Source organism: Shinella zoogloeoides (assembly GCF_022682305.1).
GTDB classification, from domain to species: domain Bacteria; phylum Pseudomonadota; class Alphaproteobacteria; order Rhizobiales; family Rhizobiaceae; genus Shinella; species Shinella zoogloeoides_B.
In genome coordinates this window covers 809,449-822,404 of record NZ_CP093528.1, presented here as the reverse complement: position 1 = coordinate 822,404, position 12,956 = coordinate 809,449, and the positions used below count along the sequence as shown (strand labels likewise).

15 protein-coding genes are annotated in these 12,956 nt (G+C 67.4%); 7 read left to right on the top strand and 8 right to left on the bottom strand.

The genetic code is table 11. The features are described 5' to 3' along the window. Positions 1-212 precede the first annotated feature (212 nt). Complete coding sequence (locus MOE34_RS04130) at positions 213-1,577, top strand: TIGR03808 family TAT-translocated repetitive protein (protein ID WP_242221284.1); 1,365 nt, start codon at positions 213-215, stop codon at positions 1,575-1,577. Positions 1,578-1,668: 91 nt separating this feature from the next. Here MOE34_RS04130 and MOE34_RS04125 read toward each other — a convergent pair whose 3' ends face one another. The 3 genes from MOE34_RS04125 to MOE34_RS04115 form a co-directional block, all read right to left on the bottom strand. Next, entirely contained in the window at positions 1,669-2,169 is a 501-nt protein-coding gene (locus tag MOE34_RS04125) for a copper chaperone PCu(A)C (RefSeq protein ID WP_242221282.1), read from the bottom strand. Positions 2,170-2,195: 26 nt separating this feature from the next. Continuing rightward, positions 2,196-3,575 (bottom strand): PepSY-associated TM helix domain-containing protein, encoded by a 1,380-nt coding sequence (locus MOE34_RS04120; RefSeq protein WP_431522429.1) that lies wholly within the window; start codon positions 3,573-3,575, stop codon positions 2,196-2,198. 71 nt (positions 3,576-3,646) lie between these two features. After that, positions 3,647-4,021: a hypothetical protein gene (locus MOE34_RS04115; RefSeq protein ID WP_242221278.1), complete on the bottom strand. Its 375-nt coding sequence runs from the start codon at positions 4,019-4,021 to the stop codon at positions 3,647-3,649. Positions 4,022-4,271: 250 nt separating this feature from the next. On the opposite strand from MOE34_RS04115, the gene MOE34_RS04110 reads away from it, so the two are divergent. Then, a complete protein-coding gene (locus MOE34_RS04110) occupies positions 4,272-4,931 on the top strand; it encodes a glutathione S-transferase family protein (RefSeq protein ID WP_242221275.1) in 660 nt (219 codons plus the stop codon). Here the strand turns inward: MOE34_RS04110 and MOE34_RS04105 are convergent. Continuing rightward, entirely contained in the window at positions 4,891-5,832 is a 942-nt protein-coding gene (locus MOE34_RS04105) for a LysR substrate-binding domain-containing protein (protein WP_242221273.1), read from the bottom strand. The two genes, MOE34_RS04110 and MOE34_RS04105, sit on opposite strands and share 41 nt — an antisense overlap. 103 nt (positions 5,833-5,935) lie before the next feature. Here MOE34_RS04105 and MOE34_RS04100 point away from each other — a divergent pair, with 103 nt between their 5' ends. Beyond that, the gene (locus tag MOE34_RS04100) at positions 5,936-6,130 is read left to right on the top strand and encodes a hypothetical protein (protein ID WP_242221271.1); all 195 of its coding nucleotides are present in this window, start codon (positions 5,936-5,938) and stop codon (positions 6,128-6,130) included. A gap of 264 nt (positions 6,131-6,394) precedes the next feature. Here the strand turns inward: MOE34_RS04100 and MOE34_RS04095 are convergent, their stop codons facing one another. Both MOE34_RS04095 and MOE34_RS04090 read right to left on the bottom strand, forming a co-directional pair. Beyond that, the gene (locus MOE34_RS04095) at positions 6,395-6,790 is read right to left on the bottom strand and encodes a VOC family protein (protein WP_242221269.1); all 396 of its coding nucleotides are present in this window, start codon (positions 6,788-6,790) and stop codon (positions 6,395-6,397) included. 108 nt (positions 6,791-6,898) lie between these two features. Further along, positions 6,899-7,264, bottom strand: a complete 366-nt coding sequence (locus MOE34_RS04090) for a DUF4406 domain-containing protein (RefSeq protein WP_242221267.1) — start codon at positions 7,262-7,264, stop codon at positions 6,899-6,901. A 101-nt stretch (positions 7,265-7,365) separates the two neighbouring features. Between MOE34_RS04090 and MOE34_RS04085 the strand changes: the two genes are divergently transcribed. Further along, the gene (locus MOE34_RS04085) at positions 7,366-8,121 is read left to right on the top strand and encodes a DeoR/GlpR family DNA-binding transcription regulator (RefSeq protein ID WP_242221265.1); all 756 of its coding nucleotides are present in this window, start codon (positions 7,366-7,368) and stop codon (positions 8,119-8,121) included. On the opposite strand, the gene MOE34_RS04080 is transcribed toward MOE34_RS04085, so the two are convergent. Further along, complete coding sequence (locus tag MOE34_RS04080; RefSeq protein WP_242221263.1) at positions 8,122-9,129, bottom strand: asparaginase; 1,008 nt, start codon at positions 9,127-9,129, stop codon at positions 8,122-8,124. 81 nt (positions 9,130-9,210) lie between these two features. On the opposite strand from MOE34_RS04080, the gene MOE34_RS04075 reads away from it, so the two are divergent. Next, the gene (locus tag MOE34_RS04075; protein WP_242221262.1) at positions 9,211-9,948 is read left to right on the top strand and encodes a DUF3750 domain-containing protein; all 738 of its coding nucleotides are present in this window, start codon (positions 9,211-9,213) and stop codon (positions 9,946-9,948) included. Positions 9,949-9,957: 9 nt separating this feature from the next. Here the strand turns inward: MOE34_RS04075 and MOE34_RS04070 are convergent, their stop codons facing one another. Further along, positions 9,958-10,821, bottom strand: a complete 864-nt coding sequence (locus MOE34_RS04070; protein ID WP_242221260.1) for a sigma-70 family RNA polymerase sigma factor — start codon at positions 10,819-10,821, stop codon at positions 9,958-9,960. Positions 10,822-10,929: 108 nt separating this feature from the next. On the opposite strand from MOE34_RS04070, the gene MOE34_RS04065 reads away from it, so the two are divergent. Further along, the gene (locus MOE34_RS04065; protein WP_242221258.1) at positions 10,930-11,388 is read left to right on the top strand and encodes a carboxymuconolactone decarboxylase family protein; all 459 of its coding nucleotides are present in this window, start codon (positions 10,930-10,932) and stop codon (positions 11,386-11,388) included. Between the two features lie 104 nt (positions 11,389-11,492). Next, positions 11,493-12,929, top strand: coding sequence for an MFS transporter (locus MOE34_RS04060; protein ID WP_242221257.1), 1,437 nt, complete (start codon positions 11,493-11,495; stop codon positions 12,927-12,929). Positions 12,930-12,956: the final 27 nt, after the last annotated feature.

The window sequence follows — 12,956 nt, the reverse complement described above, 5'->3', positions numbered from 1 at the left end:
AAGGAAGGACATCGCCGGCCGCCTCCTCTTTCCGGAACGGCCGAAGCTACACCCTGAGTCGTTATCCAAACCTAAAGGAAACCGGCGAAATGCCGACAATCCGGGTCCTCGCGCGCAAAATAACGCAACCCTGACGGGCGGCTCGGCACTGTGCCGTTCCGGTACAGAACCGTCTGGCACGCTTCCTGCTATGCCGCATGCAAGGAGCTTCCATGGTTAGCAGACGGTTATTTCTCTCAGGTCTCGGAACAGCAGGCATGGCCGGTGCGGCGGCAGCGCGGACGCAGCGGCTACCCGTCGTCGACGTCGACCTGCGCGGCAGCATCGACGCGGCGGCCCATGGCGTGCGCCCCGGCGCGGACGACCGCAAGAGCAGGGCGTTCGCGAAGCTGCTGAAGGACGCGGCGGCGAAGAACACGCCGGTCTTCCTTCCACCCGGCGACTACGACATCTCCAACATCACCCTGCCCGACAACACACGGCTGACCGGCGTTCCGGGCGCGACGCGCATTGTCTATGGCGGCGGCGGCCATCTCTTCGCCGCCGAGGGCGCGGGGCGGATCGAGCTTGCCAATCTCGTCATCGACGGGGCGAACCGCTGGCTGGACGACAGCGTGCGGGGCCTCGTGCACTTGCGCGACGTCGCGCATGTCACCATCGAGAACTGCGAGATCCACGGGGCTTCGAAATCCGCCGTGAGCCTGGAGCGCTGCGGCGGACGCATCGAGCGCAACCGGCTTTCGGGGGCCGGCGAGCATGCGCTCTATGCCGTCGAGAGCCGCGACCTCGCCGTCACCGGCAACCATGTCTTCGACTGCGGCAACGGCGGCATCCTCATCCATCGCTGGCAGAAGGGCCGCGACGGCACGATCGTTTCCGGCAACCGCATCGCCCGCATCAACGCCGCGCATGGCGGCACCGGGCAATACGGCAACGGCATCAACATCTTCCGCGCCGACGACGTGATGATATCGGGCAACCATATCTCCGGCTGCGCCTTCTCCGCCATTCGCGCCAATGCCGGCTCGAACGTGCAGATCGCGGGCAATACCTGCCTCGACAGCGGCGAGACGGCCATCTACTCCGAATTCGGCTTCACGGGCGCCATCGTCAACGGCAACCTGATCGACGGCGCGGCCAACGGTATCCTGATCGTCAACTTCAACGAGGGTGGCCGGCTGGCCAGCGTCACCGGCAATATCGTGCGCAACCTCAGTCTCGAAGGCCCCTATGTCCACGAGGGCGCAGGCTTCGGCTTCGGCATCGCGGTGGAGGCCGACGCGGTCGTTTCCGGCAACACGGTGGAGAATGCCCCGAAATGGGGGCTGGTCCTCGGCTGGGGACCCTATATGCGCGGTCTCGTCGTCAGCGGCAACCTGGTGCGGTCAAGCCCGGTCGGCTGCGCGGTGAGCGTGGTTGAGGACGCCGGCTCGGCCCTCATTTCCGGCAATATCTTCGAGGACACGCCGGAAGCGGCCATCGCCGGCTACCGCTGGAACGAGCGCGCGACCGGCGACCTCACCAGGGAGGCTGGCGACCATGCGCATCTGACGATCGAACGGAACCGGACGGGCTGACCTCGCCCGGCCCCGCCTCCCCGCCTGCCCGAACGGGGAGGCGTCATGGTGAATGAGGGGGCATTTTCCGCAGCCCCCTCATCCGCTCTTATCAGCCGCCGTGGGCCGAATGATCGCCGCTGGCGGCTTCGCCTTCCTTGGCGGCGGGCTTGGCGGCTTCGACCTTGAAGTCCACATCGATCTTGCCGGCCTTCTCGAAGTTCAGCGTCGCCTTGAACTTGTCGCCCTCCTTGAGCGGGTGCTTGATCTTCATGAACATGACGTGCAGGCCGCCGGGCTTCAGCTCGACCTTGGCGCCGGCCGGCAGTTCCACGCCGTCGGCAAGCTGGCGCATCTTCATCACATCGTTCTCCATGGCCATTTCATGGATCTGCACGTCGTCGGAGACATCCGGCGCGGCGATGGAGACGAGGCGGTCGGCGACGGCGGCGGTGTTGGTGATGGTCATGAAGCCGCCGGCGACCGGCTGGCCGGGCAGCGTGGCCTTGGAGGCCGGGTGATGGATCTTCAGGTCGCCGAGCGTGAAATCGTGGGCGAGGACGGCGGAGGCCGAGAGCGCGAGGACGGCGAGGGTTGCGAGGATGCGTTTCATGGAAAATATCCTTTCTGGTGTTTGGATCAGGAGAAGAAGCGCCGCAGCGGCGGCACGGTGCGGATGACGCATTGATCGAGGACGATCATGGCGAGGATGGTGATGCCCGTCAGCGGGAAGAGCACGCCGAAGACGGCGGCGATGCCCCAGAGACCGAGATAGAGGCGCGTTTCGCGCGGGGCCGGCGGCACGCCGATGCGCCCGTCGGGGCGGCGCTTCCACCACATGACGACGCCCGACACGCTCATGGCGATGACCACGAGGCAGGTCGAAAGCATCAGGAGCTGGTTGAACAGGCCCCATTGCTGTCCCTTGTGCAGATTGATGCTCCATTCGATGGCCTTGCCGGTCACCGGATAGTCGCCATAGGCAATATCGACCAGGCGCTCGCCGGAATACTGGTCGATATGGATGGTGCGCTCGTATTCGAGATCGGCCGGAAAGATCGACGCGGTGTAGACGCCGGTCTCGCCCGATGGCGGCGACACCTCATAGCCCGGCAGCATGCCGGCCGCGGCGGCAATCATGACCGCATTGTCGAGGCCGATCGGCGGCAGGGCCGCCTGACCGTCCGCGGGAAGCGCGGACTGCGGCACCGGGGCGTTCTCCATGAGCCAGGAGGGCTTCGAGACGACGTCCGTGGTGATCAGCATCGAATGCGGGACGCTGTCCCAGAGCTGGACCGGATAGCCCATGCCGTTCGCCGTCAGCGTCGCATTGAACTTCGCGCCCCAGAAGCCGCTCCACAAAAGGCCGCTGAAGGCGAGGAACAGGATGACGACGCTGGCGAAGATGCCGGTCACGGCATGCAGGTCCCGCCAGAAGACGCGCCTTGCCGGCGTGCCGCGCACGGTGAGGACACCGCCGGTCTGGCTGCGCGGCCACCACAGGTAGATGCCGGTGAGCACGAGCACGATGGCGAAGCCCGCGACGACCTCGATGATGCGCTCCCAGGAGGCGCCGAAATAATCGAGGCTGTGCAGGTCCTCGACGACCTGGTTGAACTCCTCCTTCGCCGCGACCGTGTCGAGCACGGCGCCGTCATGGGGATCGACGAAGACGAGCACGTTGCCGGCCCCGGTCGAGACCGTGACCCGCGCGGACCGGTCCGGGCCGGCGGGCGTGCGGTAGGAGGAAAGCGCCGAGCCGGGCACCGCCGCCACGGCCTTCTCCGCGATGGCGGAGGGGGCGAGTTCCGTGCCGCCGACCGCGACATAGTTGCGGTAGCGGAAGAGGCTGGCGTCGATCTCGTCGTTGAAGAGGTAGAGCCCGCCGGTGATGGCGAGGCTGATCATGAAGGGCACGGCGAGCAGGCCGGCGAAGAAGTGCCAGCGCCAGATGGCGCGGTAGAGGCGCTGCGCGAATGCGGAGGGTGGAGCGGCGGCAACGGCCGGCGCGTCGGATATCACGGACATGCGAAAGTCCTGTCAGGCTGAATTCCAGGCGCACGCCGTCAAAACGGCATGCGGGCGAAAGATCAGGCGGACAGGACGGGTGGCGCGCGGGGCGGCGCGCCGGGGCGCTCCCGCCGGGACGGCAGCGCCTCTTCGGCGCGCGGAAGGGGCGAGGCCGAGCGGAAGGCGAGCGGGACGCCGGCAAGATCGGCCGGCGACGGCATCAGGAGGCTGCCGGCGATGCGGCACGCCTCGCATTTGAGCGGCGCGGCATGCTTTTCCTTGCCATCGACCATGCCGTCGAGGCAGAGGTCCGGCATGGTGCCGTCCGGCAGGACATATTGGGCGAGTTCGACGGCGCTCGGCACATTGGCGGCCATGGCCGGTCGATGGGCGAAACCGACGGACAGCAGGGCGACCGCGCAGAGAATGCGCAGGCAGACGGCCCAGCGTGTCATGCGTCGTATCATCGTTCGTCCCCATCCGCGCATGCGGACATATCGCCCATTAGGGCGAGGCCGGCTTCAGGTCAATGCGGCATGGTGGCCGACCATCACCACAATTCATGGACAGATCAGGCGTGCACTCTACCACCGGGGCGGAACGCCGCCTATGGTGCCGCGAACTGCCTCCCTGGTCCTTCATAGCGGCAAAAGGGGCGCGACTGTTTGTTCTGAATCAAGCCGGGTCGAACCGGCAGGAGGATCCATGCTCACCATCTACGGCGTCTACCGCTCCCGCGCCTCGCGCAACTACTGGCTCGCCGACGAACTCGGCCTGCCCTACGTCTCCGTGCCGGTCATCCAGGCCTACCGGCTGGACGATCCCGCCGCGCCGGACGCGCCCCTCAACACGCAGTCGCCGGAATTTCTCTCCATCAACCCGACCGGCCTCATCCCCTGCATCGACGACAGCGGCTTCGTGATGACCGAATCGCTGGCGATCAATCTCTACCTCGCCCGCAAGCGCGGCGGGGCGCTGGCCGGCCAGACCATCGCCGAGGACGCCGAGATGATGCAGTGGACGATGTGGGCGGCGACGGAGGTGGAGCCGCACGCCGTCAAGATCATCATGCTGCGCGACAAGAAGGATATCGAAAGCGAGCAGGGCCGCCTCACCATCCGCGCCGCCAACAAGGCGCTGAAGCGGGGCTTCGCGCGGCTCGACGCCCAGCTTGCGGCCACCGGCTGGGTCGTCGGCAAACGCTTTACCGTCGCCGACCTCAACCTCGCGGAGATCTTCCGCTACGCGATGAGCCAGACGGAGCTTTTCGACGCAGCGCCGAATGTGAAGGCATGGCTGGAGCGCTGCCAGTCGCGCCCGGCCTTCAAGGCGATGATGGAGAAGCGGCAGCACGAGCCGGAATGACCGCGCCGGTGACGCGGTCGACATCCTCGGCGACCGCGGCCCGCAGCCATTGCTTGAACAGCGCGACCTTGCGCGGCTCCGGCACGCCCGGGGCCGTGACGAAATAATAGCCCATGCCCGTCTCCACATGGATGGGCAGCGGGGCGACGAGCCGGCCTTCCTTCAGCGCCCAGGAGGCGAGTACCGGATAGGCCAGCAGAACCCCCTGCCCCGCCAGCGCCGCATCGAGGCACAGCGAGGCATCGGAAAAGACATGGCGCGCCCTCGGCGGGGCGACGTCGAGGCCCGCCGCCTTCAGCCAGCGCTCCCATGTATAGACGTCGTTGCCGTCGACCACCGCCGGCTGCGCGGCAAGGTCTGCCGGCGTGCGGATCTTCTCGGCAAGCGACGGCGCGCAGACGGGGAAGACGACCTGCGGGATCAGGAATTCCGTCACCACATCCGGCCAGCCGCCGGGGCCGACGCGGATGGCGAGGTCCACGTCCGAGCGCGCAAGATCGACCAGCGTCGTCGTCGCCTCGATGCGCAGGCCGATATCCGGATGGGCGGCGGTAAAACGGTCGATACGGTGGATCAGCCAGCGCGAGGCGAAGATCGGCGCGACGGAGATCGTCAGGATCGCATCGTCGCGGCGGCGGGTGGTGGCGACCGCCTCGGAAAGCTGGCGGAAGGCGACGGAAAGCCGCGTGAGGAACGGGCCGCCGAAGGCCGTCTCGCGCAGGCCCCGCGCGGTGCGCTCGAAGATCGCCCGGCCAAGCTGCTCCTCCGCCTTGATCACCTGCTGGCTGACCGCACCGACCGTGACACCCAGCTCCTCCGCCGCCGCCTGCAACGAGCCGAGCCGCCCCACCGCCTCCAGCGCACGGAGTCCGTTGAGATGCACGCGGTTGAGGTTCTTCATATAGATTTTCTATATCTCCGTCTCGAACTACTCGATTGCCATGCGGCGCATACGGCGCGATTATCAGGCATCGACAACAATAAAGAAACGAGAGGAGAAGGCAATGTTCAAGATTTTCTCCAAACTTGCCCATGCCCTGACGACCGAGGCCAATGCCGCCGAAATGGCCATATGGGTCCGTGACCCGCTGTCCCATCCCGAGATCGAGGCGATGGATTCCCGCGCCCTGGGCGACCTGCCCTTCGGCCTCTTCCGCACCGCCGACGCCGGCCGGCGCATCTGCAGCCATCCGGCCTGATCCTCCCGCGACGGCCCGCCCTCCCCGGTGAAGGATCGCCGGGGAGGGCTTTATGTGATGGACAACGAGGCAACCGACCGCCCCTCACCCCGCTGCCGCGACCTTCTCCCCGCAAGCGGGGAGAAGGAGGGTGACGCCCCGTTTTCCGCCGCATCGAAGCGGTGTTTATTGGAATGAAAGCTCGCCACATCTTCCTTCTCCCCGCTTGCGGGGAGAAGGTGCCGGCAGGCGGATGAGGGGCAATCGTCAACGCATCGGCTGCATTCAGCCGCCCGACTGGCCCATGTGCATGAATTCCCAGACATTGCCGTTGATATCCTGGAAGGAGCAGCCGTACATGGGGCCGAATTCGATATTCGGCTTCCACTCGCGCCCGCCGGCGGCGAGCGCCCTGGCCTTGATATCGTCGACCTCCTGGCGGCTGGCGGCGGAAAAGCAGGTCAGCGCCTGGGTCTGCCGCTCCGGGTCGCCGACCGCGCCGTTGACGAATTGCGCGAACTTCGCCTCCGTCAGATGCATGACGAAGATGTTCTTCTCCACCACCATGCAGGCGGCGGTGTCGTCGCTGTAGTCCTCGTTGAAGGAAAAGCCGAGCGCGCCGAAAAAGCGGCGGGTGGCCGGCAGGTCCTTGACGGGCAGGTTGACGAAAATCATGCGCATGAGCGTCCTCCGGGTTCGGTTGGATGCGGGCTCCGCCGGCGGCGGATCGGCCCGTCATGCCACAAGGACGTAACGGGCCACCCCATGCCGACAAGGGGCAGCGAAAAATTATGCGGCCGCCGCGCAGCCCGGCACATCTTCCAATCGATACCAGACCGGAATGCCCCGTTCACGGGCGATGCGCACGTCGTTGTCCGCACCCTTCGATTCGCCCGGCAGGCGCAGCACGCCCTCGCAGAGCGCCAGCAGGCGATGGGCGACGGGATGGAAGATCTCCTCGTAGAGCGCATCGCCCACGGCCTTGCCGCCGGCGGCGTTCCAGACAGGCAGCGCCACCCATTCGCCGATCATCGGCACGTGGCCGGCCTTGAACAGCGCATGGGATGGCGCTTCCAGCCGCTTCAGGTTCTCCGCCATTTTCCGGGGATCATCCCCGGTGCCCGAGCGATAGGGACCGGCAATCAGGATCAGCATCGTTCAACTCCTTACAGTGGATGCATGAAATATCCGGAATATTCTGGATATCTCACGATAATTCGTGTAATTTCGTGCAGAGTCAAGGTGGAGCACGCATCATGCTGACAAGCCAGAGAAAGGCCCTGATCGCCCTGCGCCTCACGCGGGACGGCGAGATCGTCGCAAAGGCGCTGGCGGCGGAGCTGGAGCTTTCGGAAGACACGATCCGGCGGGACCTGCGGGAAATGGCGGCCGAGGGCCTCCTGAAGCGGGTGCATGGCGGCGCGCTGCCGCTTTCTCCGTCGCTGCCGGATTTCGCCGCACGCCGGTCGGTCGCAACGGACGAGAAGGCGGCGCTCGGCATGCGGGCGGCGGCAATGGTGAAGCCGGGACAGGTGATCTTCCTCGACGGCGGCACGACGACGGCGGCCCTCGCCCGGGCGCTGCCCCGCGACTTCGCCTTCACCGTGGTCACGCACAGTCCGACGACCGCCTGCGAGCTGGAACGCCACCCGACCGCCGAGGTCGTGCTGATCGGCGGCCGGCTCTTCAAGCATTCCATGGTGACAACGGGAGCGGCGGCGCTGGACGCCATCCGCGGCATGAGGGCCGATATCTACTTCATGGGTGTCACCGCCGCCCACCCGACGCATGGCCTCACCACCGGCGACATGGAGGAAGCCGCCACCAAGCGCACCATCGCGGAAAACGCGGCCGCGACCCATGTGCTGCTGACCCGCGAAAAGATCGGCAGCGCCTCCCCATGGAAGATCATGCCGCTTGCCGCCGCCGCCGGCCTCATCGTGCCGGGCGGCATGGAGCCGGAGGCGCTGGCGCCCTATCGGGAACTGGGCATGGAGATCGCTGAGGCCTGATCAGGCGGCAAAGGCATCCGTCACGCGGATATCGCCGACATGGATGCCGTTCCAGTTGGACATGGAGCGGTTGGCCATGGCCATCAGGGCGGCGTGGACGGCCGGCTCCTGCGTGAAGAAGCGGGCGAGCGTGGCGGCGACCATGCTTTCGGCGGCTCGGGTGGTGCCGTCCTCGCATTTCAGCGCGATGGCGATGCCCTGTTCGGGGATCGCCGCGCAGAAGACGCCCTCCGCGCCGGTCTTGGCGAAGATGCGGCCGGGGGCCGCTTCCATGAGGCGCGTGCAGGCACGGTTGGTGCCGGCGACGAAGAAGGGCTCGGCCATGCAGGCGTCGATCAGGCGGCGCGAGGCTTCGGCGCGCACGGGGGCGAGGCCAACGCCGGTCGCCATCTTCGCGAAACCGTGGGCGAGGCTCTTCAGCGGCACGGCATAGGTCGGGATCGAGCAGCCGTCGGTGCCGCAATTGTCGACGGCGAGCGCCGCGCCCGTCAGGCTTTCCATGATGCCGCGGATTTCGGCCTGCACCGGATGCTCGTAGCGCACATAGCCTTCGAGATCCTTGCCGGTATGGCAGGCGGCGCAGACGAAGCCGGCGTGCTTGCCCGAGCAATTGTTGTGAAGCGCGGTCGGGCGCTCGAGGACGCGAGCCTGGTTGATCAGCACGGGCTGCTCGAAGGACCAGTGGGCGCCGCATTCCAGCACGCTTTCATCGACACCGGCGGCGGCGAGCATGGTGCCGGCGAGGCGCGCATGGGCCGGCTCGCCGCTATGGGAGGAACAGGCGAGCGCCAGCTCGCGGTTGCCGAAGAGATGGGCGTCAGCCGCCCCGCTTTCGATGAGCGGCAAAGCCTGCATGGCCTTGCAGGCCGAACGGGGGAAGACGCCCGCATCGATATCGCCCTGCGAGAACACCACCTTGCCGTCGCCATCCACGACGACGACCATGCCGCGATGGCGGCTTTCGACGAGATTGCCGCGCGTGACTTCGACAAGGACCGGGTTTGCCATGATCATGCCCTCAAATATCCGATTTCCGCTGCGGTATTATCCGAAATCCACGTCGCTGCCCACTCGGTTTCGGAGCACTCCATGAAATTGCTGAGGAACGTCCTCGTCCTCTTTCTCGCGATCTACCTCATGCCGGCGCTCGCCTCGGCGGGCTACTGGTACATCAAGGACCGGCCGGCCAACTGGCGGGAGGCGGACTGGTCCTCCGCCGGCATCCTGCCGAAGCCGAAGGACGCCCCCGAAGCGACGATCCACATCTTCTCCGCCGCGACGGGCGGCATGAAGGGGGCGGTGGCAAGCCACGCCTGGATCGTCACCAAGGAAGCGAACGCCATGGCCTATAACCGCTACGACAAGGTAGGCTGGGGAAAGCCGGTGCGCCGGAACGCCTATCTGCCGGACGCCTACTGGTACTCCAACACGCCGCGCCTGGTGGCGAGCCTCAGCGGCGACGAGGCGGCCCGGCTGATCCCGAAGATCGAGACGGCGATCGCCGCCTATCCCTATTCGAAGCCCGGCGCCTACCGCATCTGGCCGGGGCCGAACTCCAACACCTTCGTCGCCCATGTGCTGCGCTCCGTGCCGGAACTCGGCGTCGTCCTGCCGCCGGATGCGGTGGGGCGTGACTACCTGCCGGACGGCCGGCTCTTCGCCATCGACGCCGACGGCCGGGACATGCATGCGACGCTCTACGGCCTCCTCGGCATCTCGGCGGGCGTTCGCTCGGGGCTGGAGCTGCACGTCATGGGGCTGGTCGCCGGCGTGGATTTCGCGCGGCCGGCGATCAAGATTCCGGCGATCGGGCGGGTCGGGATCTAAGCCCCCCCCTCAGAGATAGGTCACCTCCATGGCGGCGATCAGGGCCGGATCGGCGATGGAATCGATGGTGACGATCCGCTCGCCCTCCACCTCCATGAGCACCACCACTCTGAGCTGGCCGCCGAGAATGACGGCAAGGCCGGGAGTGCCGTCGATGAGTGCGAGCTTCGCGGCGGTCGCCTTGCCCTTGAAGCTGGTGGCGACAGCCTCGGCGCCGCTGATCTCGGCCAGCGAACCGAGCCGCACCGCATCGGCATCCGCATGGAAGACGACCTCGGGATCGAGCACGGCGAGCAGGCCTGAGAAATCGCCGTCGCGCGAGGCGGCGAGGAAGGCGGCGACTACGCCCTTGCGGCGCTCGTAGTCGGCCGACGGCGTTTCCGGCAGGCCCTGCACGCGGCGGCGGGCGCGGCTGGCGAGCTGCCGGGCGGCAACGGGCGAGCGATCCACGATGCGGCCGATCTCCTCGAAGGGCACGTCGAACATGTCGTGCAGCACGAAGGCAAGCCGCTCGGCGGGCGCAAGGCGCTCCAGCACGACGAGAAGGGCAAGGCCGACGCTATCGGCAAGGGCGGCCTGTTCGTCGGCGCGCACAGCCGGATCGGCATGCTGCATCTCCCCCTCGCCGCCGTCGATCGGATCCTCGCGGCGCCTGCCGCGAGCGCGCAACATGTCGAGGCAGATGCGGCCGACGACGGTGGTCAGCCAGCCGGCGGGATTGTCAATGCCCTCGCCCGCGCGCTGCAGGCGCAGCCAGGCCTCCTGCACGGCATCCTCGGCCTCCGCGCGCGAGCCCAGCATGCGGTAGGCGACGGCGCCAAGACGCCCCCGTTCGGCTTCGAAACGCTCGGCCCAGAAATTTTTCTCGCTCATCGGTCACACTCCTTCGTCCAGTGGCGTCATGGCCATGACGAACGAAGCCGCACCAGCGTGACAGGGTTCGCAGCCGTCGACGCGAAAATCATTGCAAGGAGCAACAAAATGCAATCCCGTATGAACAACATCGTCACCGTTCTTCCCCATGTCATGACCGCCATGCAGGCGCTGCAGGGCGCGGCCCAGACATCCGGCCTGCCGGAAAAGACCGCCCATCTCGTGCATCTGCGCGCCAGCCAGATCAACGGTTGCGGCTTCTGCGTCGACCTGCACCCGCGCATGATGAAGAAGGCCGGCGAGACGGATCGGCGCATCCTCTCCGTCGCCGCCTGGCGCGAAGCGCCGTTCTATACGGATGCCGAGCGCGCGGCGCTGGCGCTGACCGAGGCGCTGACGCGCATCGCCGACCGCGAGGAGCCGGTTCCCGACGCGATCTGGAACGAGGCCGCCCGCCACTATGACGAAACGGCCCTCGCCGCCCTCGTCGTGGAGATCGCCGCGATCAATGTGTGGAACCGCTTCAACGTGGCGACGCGGCAGATCGCGGGCGAGTGGAATCCGTAAGCCCCTCCCTTCGCCGCGCCATTCCGGCGAGAAGTCACGGCTTGAACTGCGGTTTGGGCCGTGCGACCTCTGCCCCAACGTCTTTTCGCATAGCAAGGCCATCCATGTCCGAGAACGTCGCAACCCCGAAGGACGCCGCGCCGCGGCTTTCCAGCCTGTTCTCGCGCGCCTACCTGTTCGGCACGCTGATGCTCGGCGGCGGCATCATGCTGCATGCGGTGGAGACCTATATCACCGCCACGCTGATGCCCTCCATCGTGCGCGATATCGGCGGCCTTCCGCTCTTCGCCTGGGCGACGACGATCTATGTCGCGGCCTCCGTGCTTGGCTCGACCTTCGTCGCCGTCAGGCCGGAAAGCGTGACGCTGAACCGCTGCTATGTGCTCGGGGCGGTGCTGTTCGGTGTCGGCAGCCTCGTCTGCGCCATCGCGCCGACCATGGAGACGGTGCTTCTCGGCCGGGCGGTGCAGGGCCTCGGCGCGGGCGTGCTCGCGGCGCTCGGCTATGCCTTCATCCGATTCGTCTATCCCGAGGCGCTGTGGAGCACGGCCTCCACGCTCTATGCCGCCGCCTGGGGCATCGCCACCTTCCTCGGCCCCACCATCGGCGGCGTCTTCGCCGCTGGCAGCGCCTGGCGCGAGGCCTTCGCGCTGCTCATCCCCCTTTCCGCACTCATGGCCTTCTGCGCCCCGAAGCTGCTGCCCTCGGGCAAGGGCGAGCGGGTGACGACGGGCACGCCCTTCCTGCAGATCCTGCTGCTGGTCGCCGCCGTGATCATGCTCTCCTTCGCAAGCTCGGTGGAAGCGCCCGCGCTGCGGGCCGCGCTGGCCGGCGCGGCGGTCGCCGGCGTCGTCGCCGCCATCGCCATAGAGCGGAAGGCCGGGGCGCGGCTGCTGCCGGCCGGCACGATCCGCCCCGCCTCCCCGCTCGCCCGTGTCTACCTCATCATGCTGATGCTGCTGGTGACGGTCTGCTCGGATGTCTACATCCCCTATTTCCTGCAGGTGCTGCATGGCGTGACGCCGCTCGTCTCCGGCTATCTGGTGGCGCTGCTGGCGCTCGGCTGGACGACGGCGGCCTTCGCCACCGCCGGTCTCAAGGGCCGCCGCGCCAACCGGGCGATCGTGGCGGGCGCGGCCATCGAGGCGCTGGCGACGGCGCTGCTCGTCTTCACTCTCGCCCGGCACAATCCCGAAAGCGGCATCCTGCTGCTGGCGACCGCCACCGTCTTCATCTTCCTCATGGGCTTCGGCATCGGCATGGGCTGGGCGCATCTCGTCACCCATGTGCTGCATCTCGCGCCCTCCGGCGAGACGGACAAGGCCTCGGCGGCGATCACCACCATGCAGGCGCTGGGCGCGGCCTTCGGCGCGGCGCTCGCCGGCATCATCGTCAATTCCACCGGCCTGGTCGATCCGGGCGGCGTCGCGGGCGCGCTGACGGCGGCGTACTGGCTCTACGGCCTGCTCGCGCTGCCGGCGGCGCTGGCGATCCTCCTCGCCGTCCGCCTGCCGCACGGCGAGGAGGCGGCGGCCGATTAACCCTCCGTTAACGCCGTCGCCCGGTCC

Coding starts and splice junctions, on each gene's coding strand:
- MOE34_RS04130 (WP_242221284.1), top strand. CDS start 213: ATGGTTAGCAGACGGTTATTTCTCTCAGGTCTCGGAACAGCAGGCATG.
- MOE34_RS04125 (WP_242221282.1), bottom strand. CDS start 2,169: ATGAAACGCATCCTCGCAACCCTCGCCGTCCTCGCGCTCTCGGCCTCC.
- MOE34_RS04115 (WP_242221278.1), bottom strand. CDS start 4,021: ATGACACGCTGGGCCGTCTGCCTGCGCATTCTCTGCGCGGTCGCCCTG.
- MOE34_RS04110 (WP_242221275.1), top strand. CDS start 4,272: ATGCTCACCATCTACGGCGTCTACCGCTCCCGCGCCTCGCGCAACTAC.
- MOE34_RS04105 (WP_242221273.1), bottom strand. CDS start 5,832: ATGAAGAACCTCAACCGCGTGCATCTCAACGGACTCCGTGCGCTGGAG.
- MOE34_RS04100 (WP_242221271.1), top strand. CDS start 5,936: ATGTTCAAGATTTTCTCCAAACTTGCCCATGCCCTGACGACCGAGGCC.
- MOE34_RS04095 (WP_242221269.1), bottom strand. CDS start 6,790: ATGCGCATGATTTTCGTCAACCTGCCCGTCAAGGACCTGCCGGCCACC.
- MOE34_RS04090 (WP_242221267.1), bottom strand. CDS start 7,264: ATGCTGATCCTGATTGCCGGTCCCTATCGCTCGGGCACCGGGGATGAT.
- MOE34_RS04085 (WP_242221265.1), top strand. CDS start 7,366: ATGCTGACAAGCCAGAGAAAGGCCCTGATCGCCCTGCGCCTCACGCGG.
- MOE34_RS04080 (WP_242221263.1), bottom strand. CDS start 9,129: ATGGCAAACCCGGTCCTTGTCGAAGTCACGCGCGGCAATCTCGTCGAA.
- MOE34_RS04075 (WP_242221262.1), top strand. CDS start 9,211: ATGAAATTGCTGAGGAACGTCCTCGTCCTCTTTCTCGCGATCTACCTC.
- MOE34_RS04070 (WP_242221260.1), bottom strand. CDS start 10,821: ATGAGCGAGAAAAATTTCTGGGCCGAGCGTTTCGAAGCCGAACGGGGG.
- MOE34_RS04065 (WP_242221258.1), top strand. CDS start 10,930: ATGCAATCCCGTATGAACAACATCGTCACCGTTCTTCCCCATGTCATG.
- MOE34_RS04060 (WP_242221257.1), top strand. CDS start 11,493: ATGTCCGAGAACGTCGCAACCCCGAAGGACGCCGCGCCGCGGCTTTCC.